The organism is Arthrobacter sp. Leaf337 (assembly GCF_001423745.1).
In the GTDB taxonomy this organism is placed as follows: domain Bacteria; phylum Actinomycetota; class Actinomycetes; order Actinomycetales; family Micrococcaceae; genus Arthrobacter.
Genome location: NZ_LMPC01000023.1, coordinates 102513 through 123416, shown reverse-complemented (window position 1 = coordinate 123416; position 20904 = coordinate 102513). Strand labels below are relative to the sequence as shown.

17 protein-coding genes are annotated in these 20904 nt (G+C 65.7%); 10 read left to right on the top strand and 7 right to left on the bottom strand.

The annotated features are described in order from the left end of the window. The first annotated feature begins 12 nt into the window (after positions 1–12). The 7 genes from ruvC (at position 13) to ASF98_RS15330 (ending at position 8489) form a co-directional block, all read left to right on the top strand. On the top strand, positions 13–591 hold the full coding sequence (gene ruvC / locus ASF98_RS15360) for a crossover junction endodeoxyribonuclease RuvC (protein ID WP_055803326.1): 579 nt from the start codon (positions 13–15) through the stop codon (positions 589–591). Positions 592–683: 92 nt separating this feature from the next. Continuing rightward, the gene (gene ruvA / locus ASF98_RS15355; RefSeq protein ID WP_055803324.1) at positions 684–1328 is read left to right on the top strand and encodes a Holliday junction branch migration protein RuvA; all 645 of its coding nucleotides are present in this window, start codon (positions 684–686) and stop codon (positions 1326–1328) included. Beyond that, entirely contained in the window at positions 1321–2409 is a 1089-nt protein-coding gene (gene ruvB, locus ASF98_RS15350; protein ID WP_055803321.1) for a Holliday junction branch migration DNA helicase RuvB, read from the top strand. The genes ruvA and ruvB overlap by 8 nt, the downstream gene beginning before the upstream one ends. A 231-nt stretch (positions 2410–2640) precedes the next feature. Next, entirely contained in the window at positions 2641–3066 is a 426-nt protein-coding gene (yajC, locus tag ASF98_RS15345) for a preprotein translocase subunit YajC (protein ID WP_055803716.1), read from the top strand. Positions 3067–3181: 115 nt separating this feature from the next. Continuing rightward, complete coding sequence (gene secD, locus ASF98_RS15340) at positions 3182–4939, top strand: protein translocase subunit SecD (RefSeq protein ID WP_055803318.1); 1758 nt, start codon at positions 3182–3184, stop codon at positions 4937–4939. Next, on the top strand, positions 4940–5962 hold the full coding sequence (gene secF / locus ASF98_RS15335) for a protein translocase subunit SecF (RefSeq protein ID WP_055803316.1): 1023 nt from the start codon (positions 4940–4942) through the stop codon (positions 5960–5962). A 133-nt stretch (positions 5963–6095) separates the two neighbouring features. Further along, positions 6096–8489 (top strand): RelA/SpoT family protein, encoded by a 2394-nt coding sequence (locus ASF98_RS15330; RefSeq protein WP_055803313.1) that lies wholly within the window; start codon positions 6096–6098, stop codon positions 8487–8489. Here ASF98_RS15330 and ASF98_RS15325 read toward each other — a convergent pair. The 3 genes from ASF98_RS15325 to ASF98_RS15315 all read right to left on the bottom strand — a co-directional run bounded on the left by ASF98_RS15325 (position 8486) and on the right by ASF98_RS15315 (position 11816). After that, entirely contained in the window at positions 8486–9160 is a 675-nt protein-coding gene (locus ASF98_RS15325; RefSeq protein WP_055803310.1) for a type IV toxin-antitoxin system AbiEi family antitoxin, read from the bottom strand. The genes ASF98_RS15330 and ASF98_RS15325 overlap by 4 nt on opposite strands. Before the next feature lie 93 nt (positions 9161–9253). Beyond that, complete coding sequence (locus tag ASF98_RS15320) at positions 9254–10954, bottom strand: DUF349 domain-containing protein (protein ID WP_055803307.1); 1701 nt, start codon at positions 10952–10954, stop codon at positions 9254–9256. A gap of 61 nt (positions 10955–11015) precedes the next feature. Continuing rightward, entirely contained in the window at positions 11016–11816 is an 801-nt protein-coding gene (locus ASF98_RS15315; protein ID WP_055803304.1) for a peptidylprolyl isomerase, read from the bottom strand. A gap of 254 nt (positions 11817–12070) precedes the next feature. Here ASF98_RS15315 and hisS point away from each other — a divergent pair, with 254 nt between their 5' ends. Next, positions 12071–13414, top strand: coding sequence for a histidine--tRNA ligase (hisS, locus tag ASF98_RS15310; RefSeq protein ID WP_055803302.1), 1344 nt, complete (start codon positions 12071–12073; stop codon positions 13412–13414). 7 nt (positions 13415–13421) lie between these two features. Here hisS and ASF98_RS15305 read toward each other — a convergent pair whose 3' ends face one another. Next, on the bottom strand, positions 13422–14678 hold the full coding sequence (locus ASF98_RS15305) for an APC family permease (RefSeq protein ID WP_055803299.1): 1257 nt from the start codon (positions 14676–14678) through the stop codon (positions 13422–13424). 109 nt (positions 14679–14787) lie between these two features. Here ASF98_RS15305 and aspS point away from each other — a divergent pair, with 109 nt between their 5' ends. Both aspS and ASF98_RS15295 read left to right on the top strand, forming a co-directional pair. Further along, a complete protein-coding gene (gene aspS / locus ASF98_RS15300) occupies positions 14788–16593 on the top strand; it encodes an aspartate--tRNA ligase (protein ID WP_156372428.1) in 1806 nt (601 codons plus the stop codon). A gap of 79 nt (positions 16594–16672) precedes the next feature. Beyond that, complete coding sequence (locus ASF98_RS15295; protein WP_055803296.1) at positions 16673–17470, top strand: GNAT family N-acetyltransferase; 798 nt, start codon at positions 16673–16675, stop codon at positions 17468–17470. Here ASF98_RS15295 and ASF98_RS15290 read toward each other — a convergent pair. From ASF98_RS15290 to ASF98_RS15280, 3 genes are read right to left on the bottom strand one after another with little or no spacing between them, the layout of a single operon-like run. Next, positions 17467–18855, bottom strand: a complete 1389-nt coding sequence (locus tag ASF98_RS15290; protein WP_055803293.1) for an MFS transporter — start codon at positions 18853–18855, stop codon at positions 17467–17469. The two genes, ASF98_RS15295 and ASF98_RS15290, sit on opposite strands and share 4 nt — an antisense overlap. A 10-nt stretch (positions 18856–18865) precedes the next feature. Then, positions 18866–19195, bottom strand: a complete 330-nt coding sequence (locus ASF98_RS15285) for a Dabb family protein (RefSeq protein ID WP_055803290.1) — start codon at positions 19193–19195, stop codon at positions 18866–18868. A gap of 1 nt (position 19196) precedes the next feature. Next, positions 19197–20873: an FAD-dependent oxidoreductase gene (locus ASF98_RS15280; protein WP_055803288.1), complete on the bottom strand. Its 1677-nt coding sequence runs from the start codon at positions 20871–20873 to the stop codon at positions 19197–19199. Positions 20874–20904: the final 31 nt, after the last annotated feature.

Here is a 20904-nt window from a genome sequence, read left to right as displayed (position 1 = left end):
TGAGGCCCGGCCTTGACCCTCCGCGTTTTGGGAGTCGACCCGGGCCTCACCCGTTGCGGCATCGGTGTCGTGGACGTGGAGAAGAACCGTCGCGCCACCTTGGTGGCGTTCGGCGTCGTGGGAACCTCGCCGGAGGAGAGCCTGGACCAGCGGCTGCTCCTTATCGCCACGTCCATCGACGATTGGCTGGACCGCTATGAACCGCACGTCCTCGCGGTGGAACGGGTGTTCTCCCAGCTGAACGTCAGCACCGTCATGGGCGTCGCCCAGGCATCCGGCGTGGTGATTGCCGCCGCCGCACGCCGCGGTATCCCGGTGGCCCTGCACACGCCGTCGGAAGTCAAAGCCGCAGTGACGGGGAGCGGAACATCCAACAAGGACGCCGTCACCAAACTGGTCACGAAAATCCTGCGCCTGGACGCGCCGCCCCGTCCGGCCGACGCCGCCGACGCTCTGGCGCTGGCCATCACGCATGCGTGGCGGGCCGGCAGCGGGGCTGCCATCGCAACGACCGGCCCAGGCAGCCAGTCGCTGACCCCTGCCCAGCGGGCCTGGGCAGAGGCGGAGGCCAAGGCGCGCCGTGCACGGTGAATGTCCGGGCTCCTTGCTAGGGTATTCGTAGATATGTTCGGATAGCCGGTTTCAAGCCGGCTGCATTTTGCTGTAGACCCAGGAGCCCGGCCTTGATCAGTTTTCTCCGCGGAACCGTAGCGCACGTCGGGTTGTCCTCCGCCGTGATCGATCTCAACGGCGCCGGCATGAGCGTAAATGCCACACCCCAGACCCTCAGCGGGCTGCGCATCGGTGAAGAGGGCAAGCTGTACACCTCGCTTATCGTCCGTGAGGACTCACTGACGCTGTTCGGCTTCTCCAGCGACGACGAACGCGAGGTGTTCGATGTCCTGCTCAGCGTGAGCGGCGTCGGACCGCGCCTTGCACTGGCCGTACTGGCTGTTCACGACCCCGAGGCAATCCGCGTCGCGGCGCACACCGGCGACGGCAAGGCCTTCACCAAAGTCCCCGGCATAGGACCCAAGGTCGCCGGCAGGATAGTCCTGGAACTCGCCGGGAAACTCGTGCCGCACGGTACCGGTTCGGCGGCAGCGCCCGCAGCAGCCGCTTCCGCGCCATGGAAGCCTCAGGTGGTGGCAGCAATGACGAGCCTCGGCTGGTCCGAAAAGGATGCCACTGCCAGCATCGACAAGGCACTGTCGGATTCTCCGGAACTCGAAGCAGGCGGCCAGGTGGCCGAAATCCTGCGGGCCACGCTGCGCTGGCTTGGCCAGGACGGCGCGCGCGCAGGCAACCGGGTAGGCAGCCGTGGCTGAGCCCACCCTGGTTGGCGGGGGAGAGGAACCGGAAGAGCGGGTCATAGAGGCGGCCCTCCGGCCCAAGAACCTGCACGACTTCGTGGGCCAGCACCGTGTCCGCAAGCAACTGTCGCTGGTGCTGGAAGCATCGCGAATGCGCGGGCGCAGCGCCGACCACGTCCTGCTGTCCGGCCCCCCCGGCCTCGGCAAGACCACGTTGTCCATGATCATCGCCGCCGAAATGAATGCTCCGCTGCGGATCAGCAGTGGTCCGGCCATCCAGCACGCCGGCGATCTTGCCGCCATCCTTTCCTCGCTGTCGGAAGGGGAGGTCCTTTTCCTGGATGAGATCCACCGCATGTCCCGGCCCGCAGAAGAAATGCTGTACATGGCCATGGAGGACTTCCGCGTGGACATCGTGGTGGGAAAGGGTGCGGGCGCGACGGCAATTCCCCTCGAGCTGCCTCCGTTTACGCTCGTAGGCGCCACCACCCGTGCCGGCCTCCTGCCAGGACCGCTGCGGGACAGGTTCGGCTTCACCGGCCACTTGGAGTTCTATTCCGTTGAGGAACTGGAGCTCGTCCTGAGGCGTTCGGCCGGGCTGCTGGACCTCAAGGTCAACTCGGCGGGCTTCAGCGAAATCGCGGGCAGGTCCAGGGGTACACCCCGAATTGCGAACCGACTGCTCCGCCGCGTCCGCGACTGGGCACTCGTCCACGGCATTGAACAAATCGATGCGCGGACGGCCTCGGCTGCGCTGGACATGTACGAAGTGGACAAGAGGGGCCTTGACCGGCTGGACCGGTCCGTCCTGGAAGCCCTGATCACCAAGTTCGGAGGCGGGCCGGTGGGACTTTCCACACTGGCCATCGCCGTGGGCGAGGAGCCGGAAACGGTGGAGACCGTCGCCGAGCCCTACCTTGTCCGCGAGGGGCTCCTGGGGCGGACGCCGCGGGGCAGGATCGCGATGGCACCGGCCTGGACCCACCTGGGCTACGCGGTTCCGGACGGGGTGTTCGGCCAGGAAGCGCTGGCACTGTTCGAAACGGACGACCTCAGCGTCGAGCCGGTGGCAGGATGGCTGCCGAACAGCCAATAGCAGCGTCCGGCTGACTTTCCCTTTAGACTGGTATGACGCTCGGCACGTTCGGGTCTTTGTTTCTGTGGGCGGCTCCGGCCGCCGTTGGCTGGGCATGGTTATTCTGCCGGGTGGGCCGAAACGAAGCCGACGTTGCTGTAAATCAGCTACGCAAGTACAGAACGGAAACTTCCTGTGTTCGGACATATTACTGCCCAGGCCCAGCCGCAGGCCGGCGGCGGCATCGACATCATGACCATCCTGCTCTTCGTGATGCTCGGAGTCTTCATCTTCATGATGTTCCGCCGCAACAAGAAGACCCAGCAGCAGCAGGCAACGCTTCAGTCGCAGTTCGCCCCGGGCGTGGAGGTCATGACGAGCTTCGGTCTCTTCGGACGCATCGTCTCCATCAATGATGACGAAAACAAGGTCGTCATCGAACTGTCCCCGGGCAACCTGGCCACCGTGCACCGCCAGGCCGTCACCAAGATCGTCGAGCCGGTTGTTGCTCCCGAGGAGCCCACCGTGGTTCCGGACGACGCCTCCTCCCTGACCGGGCACGACGCCGACCGCGCCGACGCCGTCAACCGCCCCGAGGCCGTTCGCACCGATGCTGTTAACGAGACGCCGGAAGAATCGCTGAAGCGTCTCAACGACGAAGGCAAAAAGGACAGCTAGTCTGGCGTTTCCGCCAAGTCCCGCTAAGTAGAATTAACGACGGTAGCGGGCTGCCGCCGGTGTGTGGGCCGAGCTCACCCCGGCGGCTCCTCCGTAAACAATAGAAAGATCGACAATGGCACGTACTGGTCCCAAAAACTCAGCACTCAGGGTGCTGGTCTGGCTCGGCGTTATCCTCGCCGTCATGACTGCCGTGCTCGCCGGCGGCTCCATTTCCGGCCAGGCCAGCTGGGCACCAAAGCTTGCACTTGACCTTGAGGGCGGAACCCAGATGATCCTGGCGCCCAAGGTCGAGGGCGGCTCGGACATCAACGAGGATCAGCTCAACCAGGCCGTTGCGATCATTCGCCAGCGCGTGGACGGCTCGGGCGTCGCGGAAGCGGAAATCAGCACGCAGTCCGGCCGCAACGTGGTGGTAAGCCTTCCGGGTACCCCTTCCAAGGAGACCCGCGCCCTCATCCAGGCTTCGGCCGACATGAACTTCCGGCCGGTGCTCCAGGCCGGAGCGGGCGCCGCCGTGCCGACGGAATCACTGACTCCGGACGACAAGTTGCCCAAGCCGACAGCTGAGCCGACCAACAGCAGCGACGTCAACTGGGTCACGCCCGAGGTGTACAAGAAGTTCGAGACCCTGGACTGCGACAACCCTTCGCAGGACAAGCAGGAGCGCTCGGACCCCGCCAAGCCGCTGGTGACCTGTGAGCCTGCGACTGCCACGTCCCCGGCCATCAAGTACATCCTGGGTCCGGTGGAAGTGAAGGGCTCGAACATCAAGTCCTCGTCCTTCCAGCTGCAGCAGGGTGCGCAGGGCGCTGTCACCAACGAATGGGCCGTGAACATCCAGTTCGACGAGCAGGGAACCGCCAAGTTCAAGGAAGTCACTGAACGGCTGTACCAGTTCTTCGTGGCCGCCGGCGGGGAATCGGGCAACGATCCCAAGGCCCAGTTCGCGATTGTCCTCGATGACCAGGTCATCTCCGCCCCGCGTTCCCTTGCGGTGATCACCGACGGCCGTCCCCAGATCACCGGCGGATTCACCGAGCAGTCCGCAAAGGCATTGTCGGACCAGCTGCGCTTCGGTGCACTCCCCATCAGCTTCGAGATCCAGAGCGAGCAGCAGATTTCCGCAACCCTGGGCGGTGAGCAGCTCAAGATGGGCCTGCTCGCAGGCGTGATCGGCCTGCTCCTCGTGGTGGTCTACTCCCTCTTCCAGTACCGTGCGCTCGGATTCGTCACCATTTTCTCCCTTGTGGTGGCCGGAGCACTGACCTATCTGGCGATTGCCATCCTGGGCTGGACCGAGAACTACCGCCTGTCACTCGCCGGCGTCGCCGGCCTCATCGTGGCCATCGGCCAGACGGCCGACTCGTTCATCGTCTACTTCGAACGAATCCGTGATGAACTGCGTGAAGGCCGCGGGCTCGTCTCCGCCGTGGAGAACGGCTGGAAGCGTGCCAAGCGCACCGTCCTGGCCTCCAAGGCGGTGAACCTGCTGGCGGCACTGGTCCTCTACTTCGTCGCCGTGGGCAACGTGCGCGGCTTTGCGTTCACCCTTGGCCTGACCGCCATCGCCGACCTCATCGTCGTGTTCATGTTCACCCACCCGACGCTGCAGCTCCTTGCCCGCACCAAGTTCTTCGGCGAGGGCCACCGGTTCTCCGGCCTTGACCCCAAGCGCCTCGGTGCCGTGCCGCTCTACCGCGGTGCCGGCAGGCTCCGCACGCCGGAAGAGAAGCCGGGTGTGGTGCGTGCCAAGAACACCGGCGCCGCAGCTGAAGCCGAGCGCCGGATGACCATTGCAGAACGCCGCCTGGCGGAAAAGCAGGAGCAGCTTGCCGGTTCCTCCAAGAGCACGTCCAAGGAGGGCAAGTAAATGACCACGAATTTTGCCACGTTCGGCAATGAGCTCTACACGGGCAAGCGCTCGTACAACTTCGTCGGCTCCAAAAAGATCTGGTTCATCATCGCGGCCGTCGCCGTGGCGCTGTCCATCCTCCTCCCGGTGGCCAAGGGCGGATTCAACCTCGGCATCGAATTCCGGGGCGGGTCCGAATTCACCGTGTCCAACGTGAAGACCACGGAAGCGTCCCTCGGCGAGAAAGCCGTCCAGGACGTCGTGGAGGGCAGCATTCCACGCGTGGCCAACGTGGCCGGCAGCACCATGCGGATCCAGACGGACAAGCTTACCGATGACGAAACCCTCCGCATCAAGGAAGGGCTGACCACCGCCTACGGTGTCACGGACAACGAGGTGACCTCCACGTTCGTGGGTCCCACCTGGGGTGCTGACGTCACCAAGCAGGCTCTCCTGGGCCTGGTGATTTTTGTTGTCATTGCGGCCGTCCTGATGGCGCTCTACTTCCGAACCTGGAAGATGTCGCTTTCGGCGTTGGTGGGCATGCTCGTGACCATGTTTGTCACTGCGGGCGTCTATGCCCTCAGTGACTTCGAGGTCACGCCGTCCGCCATTATCGGTTTCCTCACGGTCCTCAGCTACTCGCTGTATGACACGGTGGTGGTCTTCGACAAGATCCGCGAGAACACCGCAGACCTTGATGCCTCCACCCGCCGCACGTTTGCGGAAGAGGTCAACCTTGCCGTCAACCAGACGCTGGTCCGGTCCATCAACACGATGATGGTTGCCATTCTTCCCGTTGGGGCCATCTTGTTCATCGGCGCCGGCCTCCTGGGCGCGGGCACCCTTCGCGATCTGTCGCTTGCCCTGTTCGTTGGCATCCTGATCGGCACGGCGGCGACCATCTTCATCGCGGCCCCGCTGTATGCCTGGCTGCGGCAGGGCGAACCCGCGCTGGTCAAGCAGGCGGAGCGAGTTGAACGCCGCCGCAGCGAGTCGGCCGCGAAGGCAGCCGCTGCGGCTGAGACTGCCACAGCCTAAACTGTTTGGCTGCGAAGGGCCGGGCTCCGTCATTCGTGACGGGGTCCGGTCCTTCGCATCTGCGTCCCGGTTACGGAAGTGTCCTGCCGCGGGAATAGACTGGGATAATTAACGGGTCGTGAGGGGTGCTTCATTGGAAGAACGTTCGACGTCGGCGCCAACGGCCGACGGTGGTGAAGGTCCGGGCCAGGGTCCGCAGACCGGTTTGGTCGCGTCCGGGCACCCGGATGCAGGCGTGCCGGTTGACAGTTCAGGGTTCCGTCCCACCTTCCCCGGACGCCGTGAACGCACCAGGTCCAGGCTCGCCCGGCTGACCGGCCGCGGAACGGCTACGTACTCACCCATCCTGGAACCGCTGCTCCGCACCGTTCGGGCCAACAATCCCAAAGAGGATTTCGACCTCATCCAGCGGGCCTTCGTGGTGGCCGAACAGAGCCACCGGGGACAGAAACGCAAGAGCGGCGATCCGTACATCACCCACCCCGTCGCGGTGGCCACCATCCTGGCCGAACTTGGACTGAGCGGCACCACATTGGCGGCCGCCCTCCTGCATGACACGGTTGAAGACACGCCCTACACGCTTGCGGACCTTAAGAGGGACTTCGGCCCCGAGGTTGCCATGCTGGTTGACGGCGTGACCAAACTGGACAAGGTGAGCTTCGGCGAAGCCGCACAGTCTGAAACCGTCCGCAAGATGGTCGTCGCGATGGCCAAGGACATCCGCGTGCTGATGATCAAGCTCGCGGACCGGCTGCACAACGCGCGCACCTGGCGGTTCGTGTCGGCGGAGTCCTCGGCCCGCAAAGCACGCGAAACACTGGAAATCTTCGCACCGCTGGCACACCGGCTCGGAATGAACACCATCAAGTGGGAACTTGAAGACCTGTCCTTCGCGGCCCTGTACCCGAAGGTGTACGAAGAAATCGTGCGCATGGTGGGGGACCGGACCCCGGAGCGCGAAAAGAGCCTGAGTGTCATCCGGAACCAGATCACCGACGATCTTCGGACGGCCAAGATCAAGGCCACGATCACGGGCCGGCCTAAGCATTACTACTCGATCTACCAGAAGATGATTGTCCGCGACAAGGACTTCGACGACATCAACGACCTCATGGGTGTCCGGGTCCTGGTGGACTCCGTCCGGGACTGTTACGCCGCCCTGGGCACGCTGCATTCGCGCTGGAACCCGCTTCCGGGCCGGTTCAAGGACTACATCGCGATGCCGAAGTTCAACATGTACCAGTCCCTGCACACCACAGTCATCGGGCCGGGCGGCAAACCCGTGGAGATCCAGATCCGCACCCACGAGATGCACCGCCGCGCCGAGTACGGTGTGGCGGCGCACTGGAAGTACAAGGACCAGCCGAACAGGACGGCCGCCGGCCCCGGAAGCCCCCGTGACGGCGACATGGGGTGGCTGCGGTCCCTCGTTGACTGGCAGCAGGAAACGTCCGACCCCGGCGAGTTCCTGGACTCCCTGCGGTTCGAAATCAATGCCCGCGAAGTGTTCGTGTTCACGCCCAAGGGCGAAGTCATGGCCCTTCCGGCCGGATCGACGCCCGTGGACTTCGCCTATGCCGTCCATACCGAAGTGGGCCACCGGACCATCGGAGCAAGGGTCAACGGCAAGCTGGTTCCCCTCAACAGCGAACTCAACCACGGCGACTGGGTGGAAATCTTCACCTCCAAGGCGGAGGGTGCCGGCCCCAGCCAGGACTGGCAGCACTTCGTCAAGAGCGCCCGCGCCCGCAACAAGATCCGGCAGTGGTTCAGCAAGGAACGCCGCGAAGAGGCAATTGACCGTGGCAAGGAACTCCTGACAAAGGCGATGCGGAAGCAGAACCTTCCCCTGCAGCGCCTGATGACCCACGACGCCCTGGCCGAAGTCGCCGAGCACTTCAAGTATGTGGACATCTCCGGCCTCTACGCCGGGGTGGGCGACGGGCACACGTCGGCCCAGTCCGTCATGGAGCGGCTTGTAGAGACCCTCGGCGGCAACGAGGGCCCGGAGGATGACCTGACAGAGGTCAGCATCCCCACTCAAGTGAGCAAGACGAAGTACTCCGACTCCGGCGTGATCGTCCGCGGCGTGGGTGACGTCTGGGTCAAGCTGGCCCGCTGTTGCACGCCGGTACCCCCCGATCCCATCCTGGGGTTCGTGACCAGGGGATCAGGAGTGTCGGTGCACCGCACGGACTGCACCAATGTCTCCGATCTGAAGGACCAGCCGGACCGCATCGTGGAGGTTGACTGGGCTCCCACCCAGTCCAGCGTGTTCCTCGTGGAGATTCAGGTGGAGGCCCTGGACCGGAAGTCGCTGCTGTCCGACGTCACCAGGATCCTCTCCGAAAATCATGTCAACATTCTTGCCGCCAGCGTGCATACTTCAACGGACCGGGTGGCCATCTCGAAGTTCGCATTCGAGATGGGGGACCCCAAGTACCTCAGCCACGTGCTCAGTGCCGTGCGGCGGATCGACGGCGTGTTTGACGTTTACCGGACCACTGGAAACAGGCGGCGCAGCTAACAACACGTCGGGGTAACTGGGTTCGGCCATCCGGGCTCGGGCTTCAGGGCCGAAAGTATTTCCAGGGCCGCCTTCTTATGCGGAACCCGGGGAGTGGCCTCGACGGCCAGGGTGAGCAGCCGCAGCCTGACATCCAGCTCGGGACGCGCCAGCATCTTCCGCAAGGCCGGCAATGCCCGCTCTGCGTCCACGTGCAGCGCGATGTCCAGGGCTGTCCGCAGCGGGCTGGAAACCATCAGCCCGCCCAGGCTGACGACGTCGAACGGGCCGAGCCTGACTTCGTGCAGGGTGCAACCGCGGGTGGACCTCAAGCTGGACACCCGGCGGGTGGCATCCACGAGGAGCGCAAGCCGGTCGGGTTCCCCGGCGCAGCCGTAGATCCATGCCGCCGTCATCCTGCCCGCAACGACCCGCTGCCTGATACCCGGCGGGACGGCAAAGGAGGCCGCGCGGGCCCGCAGCTGCGGAGTCGCCGCAGTTCCAGGCAGCATGTACCCCCGCTGGTACAACTGGCTGAGCAGACCGTCCGCGGCCATTGCCTGCAATTCCGGCCACGAGAATACGCGGCCGGGCGAATAGAGCTCTGTGGGCCCGGAAACGGTGGGCCCGGGGACTGCGAGCCCGTTGTGTGCTGGCGCGGTGCGTGGGGTGAGCGGAGACGAGGTAGCCATTCAGCTATCTTTTCCTGCCGCCTTAAACGGGTACAGGCCCCGTTCCGGATATGTGGATAACCGGAACGGGGCCTGTACTTGGAGCCTGCGTGCTTACGACAGTTCGCTGGCCGAGCGGGAAATCTGGTCCAGCCACGCCTCGCGTGCCTCCAGGGCTTCCTGGGCGGCCTTGATCTTACGCTGGTCGCCGGCCTTCTCCGCCTTCGCGAGGTCTTCCTTGAGCCCGGCGATCGCGGCCTCCAGCTGCGACAGGGCGCTGTTGGTCCTCGCCTTGGTCTCCGGGTTGGACCGCTTCCAGTTTTCGTCCTCGGCGTGGCGGACAGCGTCCTCCACCTTCCGGAGACCGGCTTCGATCCGGCCCATGTCCGCGCGGGGAACCTTGCCGGCTTCCTCCCAGCGGTCACGGATGGACTGGAGCGCCTTCTTGGCTGCGGCAAGGTCCTTGATGGGCAGCAGGGCGTTCGCCTCGACCAGAAGGGCTTCCTTCACAGTCAGGTTCGCGCCGTACTCCTGGTCGATCTCGTCGTTGGCTGCCTGCCGCGAGGTGAAGAAGACGTCCTGCGCGGCGCGGAAACGCGCCCACAGTGCGTCGTCGTCCTTGCGGCTTGCCCGCGGTGAGGCTTTCCATTCGTCCATCAGGCGGCGGTATTCACCGGCGGCGAACCCCCAGTCCGTGGAGGAGGACAGTGCTTCAGCTTCAGCGATCAGCTTTTCCTTCGCGGCCTTGGCTGCGGAGTTGTTGCTGTCCAGCTGGGAGAAGTACGCCCGGCGGTGGCGGTCGAAGACCGTCCGCGCTGCCCGGAACCGCTTCCAGAGAGCGTCCTCGTTGCTGCGGCCCAGCCGGACGCCGTTCTTCTGTGCTGTCTTCCAGCTTTCGAAGAGCTCGTTCATCCGCGCGCTGGAGGTCTTCCACTGGATCTGCGCAGGATCGTGGCCGGAAATTTCTTCCGCTTCCGCAACGATCGCTTCGCGGGCGGCCAGTTCGGCAGCGCGCACGGCGTCGTGTTCAGCCTTTTCGGCCTTCTCGAGTTCCGCGATCTGGGTGGACAGCGTGTCGAGACGGGCTTCGGCCGAACGGAGATCGCCTACCATGTTCCGTTCGGCAAGCTGCTCGCGCAGGTGTGTCACGGTCTTCTGCATGTCGGTGGTCGGGGCCTTGGAGCTTACCCGCTGTTCGAGCAGCACAATCTGGGCCACGACGTCGTCGTACTTCCGGGCGAAGTAGCCGAGGGCTTCCTCGTCGCTTACATCCGGGTACTGGCCGACGGGGTGTTCCTCGCCGTCGATGGTCAGGAAGACGTGGCCGTCGCCTTCAACCCGGCCCCAGCGTGCGGCTTCGGCCAGGGACGCAGCCGAGGAAACCGGTGCGGGCACAGGGACGGCAGGGGACGAGGCAGCCTTCGGCCGCGCCGCGAAGGCAGCCGGTGAAGGCGCCGGGCGGGCTGCCGGACGCGGAGCCGGAGCGGCGGGCGCCTCAGCCTCCGCGGCGGCCGCCTCAGCCTCCGCAACCGGTGCCTCCGCAGCGGAAGCCTCCGCAGCGGAAGCCTCGGCCGGAGCGACGGGCACCTCAGCCTCTGCAGCCGGCGCTTCAGCAGGTACCTCAGCCTCAGCGGCAGGGGCCTCAGCCTGAGCCTCCGGTGCGGAAGTTTCCTGGTCCGCTGACTTCGCATCTGCCGTAGCTTCGGGAGCTGCGTCGTTGCCAGCCGCCTGTGCGTCGTCAACCACCTGAGCGCCGGTCTCGGCTTCGTCGGAGGCTGCTGTTACTGTTTCGTCGGATTTCTGACTGTCTGTCACCGCTAAAAGTCTTTCGCTTGGAGGGAAATACCTGCACCCGCAGCGTGGAGGCCGGGGCTGGTTACTTCAGAGAGAACGAGTCTATCGTGACTGGTTCCGCAGGAGCGCCGTCTGTTGCGCTTCCGCCTGTCTTAATACCGCCGGCGGCGATCTTTGTCACCACATCAAGGCCGGATGTCACCTTGCCCACTACCGTGTACCCACCGGCCGCATCGGACGGAATGACCGTGTCCTTGTAGACGATGAAGAACTGGGTGCCGTTTCCATAGGCGTTGCCTCCGGTCCGCGCCACGGCAATGGTGCCGGCCGGATAGTTGTTGTCCGCCGGCGTGTTTTCCAATGGACCCCAGGTGTACGCGGGGTCGCCCTGTCCGTCACCGGTTTTCGACCCGCACTGCAGGACGCCGAACGTCTCGCCCGTGGTCAGCCGGTGGCAGCTGATGCCGCTGTAGTAGTTCTCGTCGGCAAGGGATTTGAAGACCGCCGCCGCCTGCGGTGCCTTGGTTCCGTCCAGTTCAACGCCCAAAGCCCCGCTGTTCAGCTTGAGCTCGCCGGTAAACACCTTGCCCGCCGCAGTCTCCGCTTTGGGGATGTTGGGGCCGTTTGTGGCCGCTGGCGTCGGTGACGCCGAAGGGCTGGTCAGCCCGGCCTGCGCTGCCGCGTACTCGTCCTCCGAGGGGTTGCTGGCGAAGACGGTGAGTTGGAGGACGACGGCGAGGACCAGCGCCCCGGCGCCCGCCCCGACAGCAAGGAGGTTGTCGCGCTTACGGCGTTTTTCCTGCTGCCGCCGCAGCTCGCGCTTCGCTTCCATCTGCAGGATGCGCCGCTTTGCCTCGCGGGCGCTCCGTGAACTGGCCGCCAAAAGTCCTCCTGGGTGTCGGGCCGGCCCGCCGGACGGGCCAAGGGCGACGTCCGGTGTCCGGCAGCAAGCGGCAGGCGGTGCTCCGGCCCCTCCATTAGAAGTTGCAGGCGCCGAAAGCATAAACTGACTGCCGCACATAGTTTATGCATGACTGGCTGGACTCCCGCCCTTACCGCCGCTTTTTGATCACATGGCGGAATCGGATCACCGGGCAGGGTACTCCGGCCTTCTGTTACCTGAGGAGAAAATCCACCATGGCACGCACCGCCTCCCTGTCCGGATTCCCCGAGTGGCTTCCCGAGGAGCGGCTGGTGGAGCTGCATGTGCTGGACACCCTGCGGCGTATCTTCGAACTGCACGGCTTCTCCTCGATCGAAACGCGCGCAGTGGAAACCGTGGGCCAGCTGCTCCGCAAGGGCGAGATCGACAAAGAAGTGTATGGTCTCAGCCGCCTGCAGGATGATGAAGAGGAATCCAGGGCCGCCAAGGGTGACCACCATGCCCTCGCCCTGCACTTCGACCTGACCGTGCCGTTCGCCCGTTACGTCGTGGAGAACGCCGGCTACCTTGCGTTTCCGTTCCGCCGCTACCAGATCCAGAAGGTGTGGCGCGGCGAGCGTCCGCAGGAGGGCCGTGCCCGCGAATTCACCCAGGCGGATATCGACATTGTCGGCGACGGCGAGCTGCCGTTCCGCTACGACGTCGAAATCGCGCTGGTCATCGCCGAGGCCCTGGGCGCCCTCCCGATTCCCGACTTCCGCCTGCGCATCAATAACCGCAAGCTGGCCGAAGGCTTCTACCGCGGCATCGGCCTGACGGACACCGCCGGAGTCCTGCGGAGCATTGACAAGCTCGAGAAGATCGGCCCTGCCAAGGTGGCCGAGCTGCTGAAGACCGAGCTGGGAGCCTCCGAGGAACAGGCGCAGGCCGCCCTGAGCTTGGCCGGCATCCGCACCGAGGACACCTCCTTCGTCGAAAAGGTCCGTGCCTTGGGCGTGAAGGACGAGCTGCTGGAGGAGGGCCTGAACGAGCTGGAGCAGGTCATCGCAGCTGCGGTGCACCGTGCGCCCGGCAAAGTGGTGGCGGATCTCAGCATCGCCCGGGGCCTCGACTACTACACCGGAACCGTGGTGGAAACCGTCCTGGTGGGCCATGAACAGCTCGGCTCCATCTGTTCCGGCGGGCGCTACGACGCGCTGGCCAGCAAGGGAAACCGGAAGTTCCCGGGCGTGGGCCTGTCCATCGGCGTCACCCGCCTCGTCTCCAGGATCCTGAGCCAGGAACTGGCCCAGGCCACACGCAAGGTACCCACGGCAGTGCTCGTCGCCCTGAACAACGACGACAGCTGGGGCGCGGCCCAGGATGTCGCCGCACAGCTTCGTTCCCGCGGTATTTCCACCGAGGTGGCCGCCAAGGCCGAAAAATTCGGCAAGCAGATCAAGTTCGCCGACCGCCGGGGCATCCCGTTCGTCTGGTTCACGGACGACGACGGCAAGCACCAGGTGAAGGACATCCGCTCGGGTGAGCAGACGGACGCCGACCCCGCCACGTGGACTCCGTCGGACGAGGACCTGCACGTCCGGGTCCTTAACGCCTAAGCGGCCTTCAACGACGCAGCGGCCGTTTCCGGAAGCGCAGCACCAGGAAGCGGCCGGCAACTCCGGCGGCCAGTACTGCCGCCATGCCGGCCACCGAGGCCGGCGGCAACGTGAAGGCCAGGACCAGGCACCCGCCAAAACCCGCGGCATTCAGCCAGCGGGGGGCGCTTCCCGGCCGTTCGGTCATGGTGAAGGCGGCAGCATTCGTCACCGAGTAGTAGATCAGCACGCCGAAACTCGAGAAGCCCACCACGGTGAGGACATCCGTGGTGACAAGCAGTGCCACCACGGCGGCGGCCACTGACAATTCGGCGACGACAGGCACGGTGTGGCGTCCGCCCACCCGGGCCAGGGGAGCCGGGAGGTCGCGTTCCCGGGCCATGGCCAAGGCTGTGCGGCCCACTCCCGTAATGAGGGCCAGCAGGGCTCCCAAGCAGGCGGCGGCTGCTCCGGCCTGGACGAATGGTCCCCCCGCGCTGAAGCCGGAGAGGGCCACAGCGTCCAGCAATGGCGACACGGATTCCGCCAGGCGGGCAGGGGAGAGGTGCCAGAGCAGCAGCACGGCAAGGCCCAGATAGACCACGAACGCACCGGCCAGAGCCGCCAGTATTGCCCGCGGTATGGTGCGGGCGGGGTCCTTGACCTCTTCGCCCAGCGTGGCGATCCGCGCGTAGCCGGCAAAGGCGAAGAACATCAGTCCCGCGGCCGGGAGGATTCCCCAGGCGCTGCCAACGCCCGCCCCGGGACCGTCGGGTTCAGGATGGGGCCCCGCAAGGCCCGCCACTGCCACGAACACGAGGGTGGCAAGGACAACGCCGAGCAGGATCCTGGTCAACAGCGCGGTGCGGGTGATGCCCATGAGGTTGACCACTGTGAGCACGGCGACGGCGGCGATGGCTACCGGCGTTGCATAGCCCGGTGCCACGTAATGGCCGAAGGTCAGGGCCATGGCCGCGCAGGATGCCGTCTTTCCGGTGACAAAACCCCAGCCGGCGATGAAGCCCGGCCATTGGCCCAGCTGTTTGCGGCCGTAAACATAGGTTCCTCCGCTGGCCGGGTATTTGGCAGCCAGCTGGGCGGACGCAACGGCATTGCAGTAGGCAATCGCGCCGGCGACCAGCACAGAGACAATCATGAGCGGGCCGGCCAGGGCGGTGGCCGGGGAGAAGACGACGAACACGCCGGCGCCGAGCATGGAGCCAAGCCCGATTGCGGTGGCGTCAAGCACTCCGAGCCGGCGCTGAAGCCGGTGATGGGTCTGCATGGCGGAAGGAAAGCCTCTCCAACGGGTAAACTCGAACGGGGCTGTTCCCGTAACGTTCCTATTCAACATCATCTCTGTATTCCTGCTGTCTCCTTCAGAAAGGCGTGCTGTGCTGCGCACACATGACCTCGGATCCCTTCGTTCCGAGCACATTGGACAAACCGTAACCCTGGCCGGCTGGGTGGGCCGGCGTCGTGATCACGGTGGTGTGGCATTCGTTGACCTTCGCGATGCCTCCGGCGTCGCCCAGGTGGTAGTCCGGGAAGAAGAGGTTTTTCACGGACTCCGCAATGAGTACGTGCTCCAGGTCATCGGCACGGTTTCGCAGCGTCCGGAGGGCAACGAGAACCCGGCCCTGGCCACCGGCCAGATCGAGGTCATCGCAGAGAAGGTGACCATCCTCAACACCTCGGATCCGCTGCCCTTCCAGATCGACGAGCACGTCGAGGTGGGCGAGGAAGCCCGGCTCAAGCACCGTTACCTCGACCTGCGCCGCCCTGGCCCCGCCCGCAACATGCGCCTGCGTTCAGAGGCCAACCGCGTGGCGCGCGAGCTGCTTCACCGGGACGGTTTCGTGGAGATTGAAACCCCCACGCTGACGCGCTCGACGCCGGAAGGCGCCCGCGACTTCGTGGTCCCCGCACGCCTCGCGCCGGGTTCCTGGTACGCCCTGCCGCAGTCACCGCAGCTTTTCAAGCAGCTCCTGCAGGTGGGCGGCTTCGAGAAGTACTACCAGATCGCGCGCTGCTACCGCGATGAGGACTTCCGCGCGGACCGCCAGCCGGAATTCACCCAGCTGGACATCGAAGCGAGCTTCGTGGAGCAGGACGACATCATTTCGCTCGGCGAAAACATCGTCAAAGCCCTGTGGCAGCTGATCGACGTCGAAATCCCGACGCCCATCCAGCGCATCACCTACGCCGACGCCATGGCGCGCTACGGCTCGGACAAGCCGGACCTCCGCTTCGGCCAGGAACTGACCGAACTCACGGAATTTTTCAAGGACACCAACTTCGGCGTGTTCAAGGCGCCCTACGTCGGTGCCGTGGTCATGCCGGGCGGCGCCTCGCAGGCACGCCGTGCCCTGGATGCCTGGCAGGAATGGGCTAAGCAGCGCGGAGCCAAGGGCCTTGCTTACGTCCTCTTCAAGGAAGACGGCGAGCTGACCGGTCCGGTGGCCAAGAACCTCACGGACACTGAGCGGGCCGGCCTGGCCGACGCCGTCGGTGCCAAGCCGGGGGACTGCATCTTCTTCGCTGCCGGCGAGAAGACGCCCTCCCGCGCGCTCCTCGGCGCCGCACGCGTTGAAATCGGGCACCGCACCGGACTGATCAACCCCGCGGACTGGGCGTTCTGCTGGGTTGTGGATGCCCCGATGTTCGAGCCCGCCGCAGCCGCAGTGGCCTCGGGCGACGTAGCCGTCGGTGCCGGCCAGTGGACCGCCGTCCACCACGCCTTCACCTCGCCCAAGCCCGAATTCATGGATTCATTCGACCAGGATCCCGAGTCGGCCCTGTCCTACGCCTACGACATTGTCTGCAACGGCAACGAAATCGGCGGCGGCTCCATCCGTATCCACGAGCGTGACGTGCAGGAACGCGTGTTCGAGCTCATGGGCCTGGACAAGGCGGATGCCGAGACCAAGTTCGGATTCCTCCTGGAGGGCTTCAAGTTCGGCGCTCCGCCGCATGGCGGCATCGCCTTCGGCTGGGACCGCGTGGTCGCACTGCTGGCCGGCGTGGAGTCGATCCGCGACGTCATCGCCTTCCCGAAGTCCGGCGGCGGCTACGACCCGCTGACCCAGGCTCCCGCGCCGATCACCGCGCAGCAGCGCAAGGAAGCCGGCGTCGACTTCAAGCCCGAGGCCAAGAAAGCCGCGCCCGTCCCGCAGGACCCCGAGGACGCAGCAAAGTAGCGGTAACTGAATGCCAGCAAAGGCTCTCCGGGAAACCGGGGAGCCTTTGCTGTCCCCCCAAAGCAAAATGAGGAGTCCGATGGAACGGCAGACGATACCTGCCCTAGAGGCATTGATGGATGCCGCGTGGCCCGCTCCCGATCGGGAGGACTCCGGCGGCTGGGTGTTTCGCGCTGCGGGCGGCGTGACCCAGCGGGCCAACTCGGTCTGGCCGCGGTCCGAGCCGGACGGAACCCTGCACCAGCGGATGGCCATGCTCCGGGATGCCCGGGCCTGGTACCGCAGCCGCCGTCTTCCCGTTATCTTCCAGGTCTTCGACGATTTCCGCAGTGCGGCCCTGAACGCTGCTCTCGACGAGGAAGGCTTCACCCGGCAGTCCGAGACCGTGATCCTGGTGCGCGACGCCGGCGCGGAGACCGCAGTTCCGGTGGCGGCACCTGACGCCGGCGTCACGCTTTCAGCAGAGCCGTCGGACGAATGGCTTCGGCTCTGGTGGAGCGTGGACGGCCGCGGTGGCGAGGAACCCCTCGCCACCGCCCGCACCATCCTGGAAGGCTGCCGGTCGGTTTACGCCCTGGTGAGGGACGACGACGGGTTGCCGGCCGCCGTCGGACGCCTTGCCGTTCCTCCCGTCGGAGAGGTGGGTGGCCTGTACTGCATGGCCACGCGTCCGGATGCCCGACGGCGGGGCTTCGCCTCGCGGGTCCTCGGGTCCCTGCTGCGTGAAGGTGACGCCCTGGGCATCCGCAGCTACTGGCTCCTGGTGACGGCGGCCAACGCCGGCGCCCGGGAGCTGTATGCCCGTTCGGGATTCACGGAAGCGGGCCGCTACTACTACCGGCAGGAGCGGCCCAAGCGGCACCTGACCGGCTGCTAGGAACCCTCGGCTGCCGTGCGGCGGGCGGTACCGGCCAGGTAGGGAGCGCCCAGTTCCTCGATCGGCGTCCTGAATGTCTCGCGGGAGTAGTACACCGAGGCTGCCGCGACCAGCATGCAGGCTGTGCCGAAGACAGCCACGGGAACCCAGCCGGTGACACCCGGGGTCAGGAGCATGCCGGCGATCATCGGGGCGAAGCCGGCCAGGACGAGTCCCAGCTGGTTTCCCATCGCCATGCCGGTGTAGCGCACGGGTGCGGCAAACTGTTCGGCGAAGAACGAGGGCCAGATGCCGTTGAACCCCGAGTACAGCACGGTCATGTTCAGGAAGGCCGCCAGGAACACCAGGACGATGTTCCCGGAGGACAGCGCGAGGAAATACAGGAAGATCGTGGCTGAGCACCCGAAGGCGGCGGTCAGCAGCAGCGGCCGGCGGCCGATCCGGTCCGAAAGCCTTGCCGCCAGCGGCATGGCGAACATCGACAGACCAATGGCGACGGCGTTGACGGTCAGGATGGAGGCGCGGTCGAAACCTGCCGTGGAGGTGGCGTATGCCAGTCCGAAGACCGTGAAGATGGTCTGCATGACCGACATGATCGACATGCCCACAACACGCAGCACGTCCGGGCCTTGGAATTTGAGCACTTCCTTGAGCGGCATCGGGGCGACCTGGCGGCTCTCCTGGGCTTCCTCGAAAACCGGTGTTTCGTCCAGGTGCGTCCGCACCCAGTAGGCGATCGCCAGCACCACGATGGAGAGCCAGAACGGGATGCGCCAGCCCCAGCTCAGCATCGCTTCCTGGGGGAGTGCGGTGACCGGAATGAAGACCAGGGTGGCCAGCACCATGCCGGAGGCGTAGCCGGTCATCACGAAGCTGGTGAAGAAGCCGCGCCTGCCCTCGGGTGAGTGCTCCAGCGTGAGGGTGGAAGCGCCGGCCGACTCCGCGCCCGCGGAGAAGCCTTGTGCCAGCCGTCCCGCCACCAGCAGGATCGGGGCCCAGACGCCGACCTGTTCGTAGGTGGGCAGGAACCCGATGCCGAGCGAGGCCAGGCCCATGATGCCAAGAGTGAGCAGCAGGATCTTCTTCCGGCCCAGCTTGTCTCCGAAGTGTCCCATGACCAGGCCGCCCACCGGCCGTGCCACGTAGGCCACGCCGAAGGTGGCAAAGGCGCCGATCAGGCCGATGGCGGGGTCCGCGGAAGGGAAGAACAAGTGCGGGAAGACGAGCGCGGCGGCGGTCCCGTAGATGAAGAAGTCGTAGTACTCCAGGGTGCTGCCGAGGAATGATGCCAGGGCTGCCTTGCCGGGCGTCTTGCGCGGGGTGGTGCTTTCGGTCTCGCGCCGGGTCTCGCGCGGTGCGCCGTGAGTTGCGGGTGCTGTGTTCATGGGGATCTCCTTAAGACGTCTGTGTCTTAGTGGAAGCCGGCCGGGAATCCCCGAGGCGGAAGTCCACCGACAGGATTTGCTGGCTGTTGGGGAATGAGTAGGCCTTGAGCGGCTCGTGCAGCGGATGGGTGTTGTACACCGCAATGTCCTCGACCGTTTCGAAATCGGCCACGATGGCGTAGTCGAAGGAGCGCTCGGTGTTGAGCACGTCCGGGCCGTGGGTCAGGCTGAGCATGCCGGGGATGTTCCCGGTCATCCTGTTGAGTCCGGCGATCCAGGCATGCTTGTCGGCGGGCGGGAAGTCCGGTTTGAACTTGAAGAGCACGGTGTGGCGGATCATCTCAGGCTCCCACCAGTTCCACGGTCGCTTCGTTCTGTTCAGCCGGACGGTAGTCCGGTGACTGGCCGGTGATGGTGCGCCCGGCTAGGTAGCCCATGGTCATGATCGGTCCAAGGGTGGCGCCGGCGCCCGGGTAGCCCGCGGCGTAGGCGTTTTCGGTGGTGTTGCCTGCGGCGAACAGGCCGGCTATGGGCTGGTTGTCGACGTCGAGCACGCGGGCCAGCCCGTCGGTGGCCACGCCGCCGTTGGTGCCGAAGGCGCCGTTGACCACTTCCATGGCGTAGTAGGGCCCGGTCTGTAGCGGTCCCAGGGACGGGTTCGGGTACAGGTACTCCTCGTCGCCCCAGTATTTGTCGTACGCGCTTTCGCCGCGGCCGAAATCGGGGTCTTCGCCCCTGACGGCGTATTCGTTGAACCGGGCCACGGTTGCGGTGAGGTTCTCTGCCGGTACGTTGATCTTTTCCGCCAGTTCTTCCAGGGTTGCCCCTTCGGTCAGGTACCCGGGGGTGGGCTGGCCGGCGCGGTGGGCCAGGATGCCGTAACGCTCCATGTAGGCGTGGTCCACGATCACATGCGCGGGCGTGTTGAGGGTCCGGTTTGCGGCGGAATCCCAGGACTGCAGGCTCCGGGCGAGGTCGTTGTAGTTTTGCGACTCGTTGGCGAAGCGGCGGCCGTGGCGGTTCACCATGATCGATCCCGGGCCCTGGCGCTCGAAGCGCAGCAACGTGCCGATCGGCTGGCCGTCGCGGGTGTCGCCGGTGACGGACATCGGGGCCCACCAGGCCTCCCTGGTGCCCCGGGTCTGGCCGCCGATCCGCTGGGCCATCCGCAGCCCGTCGCCGGTGTTCGATGGCGGCGAGCACATCGTGTAGAGCCGCGAGGCGAGCATCGAGTCGGCCAGTGCCTTGTCCCATTCGAAGCCCCCGGTGGCCAGGACCACGCCGTCGTTTGCGTGGAACACCTCACCGGATTCAAGCTCGACGCCGGTCACCCGGCCGCCGCCGGTGAGCAGGCGGTGCCCCCGTGCTCCGGTGACGAGCGCTGCGCCGTCGCGGACCAGGCTGGCGAGCAGCATGGACACGAGGGCCTGCCCTTTGGCCACCAGCCCCTCTTCCTGGCGCTGGTTGAGGTCGTCCCAAGGGAACTTGGTGAAGGCGCCCCAGTTTTCGTATTCCTGCATCGTGAACGGGGCACGGCCGTCGCTGCGGACGTGTTCCTTGAGGCCGCCCAGGGCTTCCCGGCTGTTGAACAGTTCCGGTTCCACTGTGCGGCCGCCTTCCACGGCGCCGGGGAGGTCCTGGCGGTAGTCGGGGAAGTTGTTGAGGAAGATGAAGCGGAGCCCGCACTCCTCTTCGACGAAACGGAGCATCCGGTCGCCGTAATTGAGTGCCGCATCCAGCAGCTCGTCGCGGCCGCGTCCCCGGGCCACGGCCCGCACGTACTCTGCGGCCGCTTCCTTGGAATCCCAAATACCGGCCTCGCGGGCGTGGTGGTTGTCCGCCACCCACAGCATGCCGCCGGAGACGGCCGACGTCCCGCCCAGCAGGGCGCTCTTTTCCAGGACGACGACGGACTTGCCGGCGCGGGCAGCGGTGGCCGCCGCGGTGAGGGCGCCGGCACCGGAACCGACGATGACGACGTCGTACTTTTCGGCTGCGGTTCCATTAACGAATTTCATGGGTGTTGCCTTTCAAAAAAGAAAAAGTGCG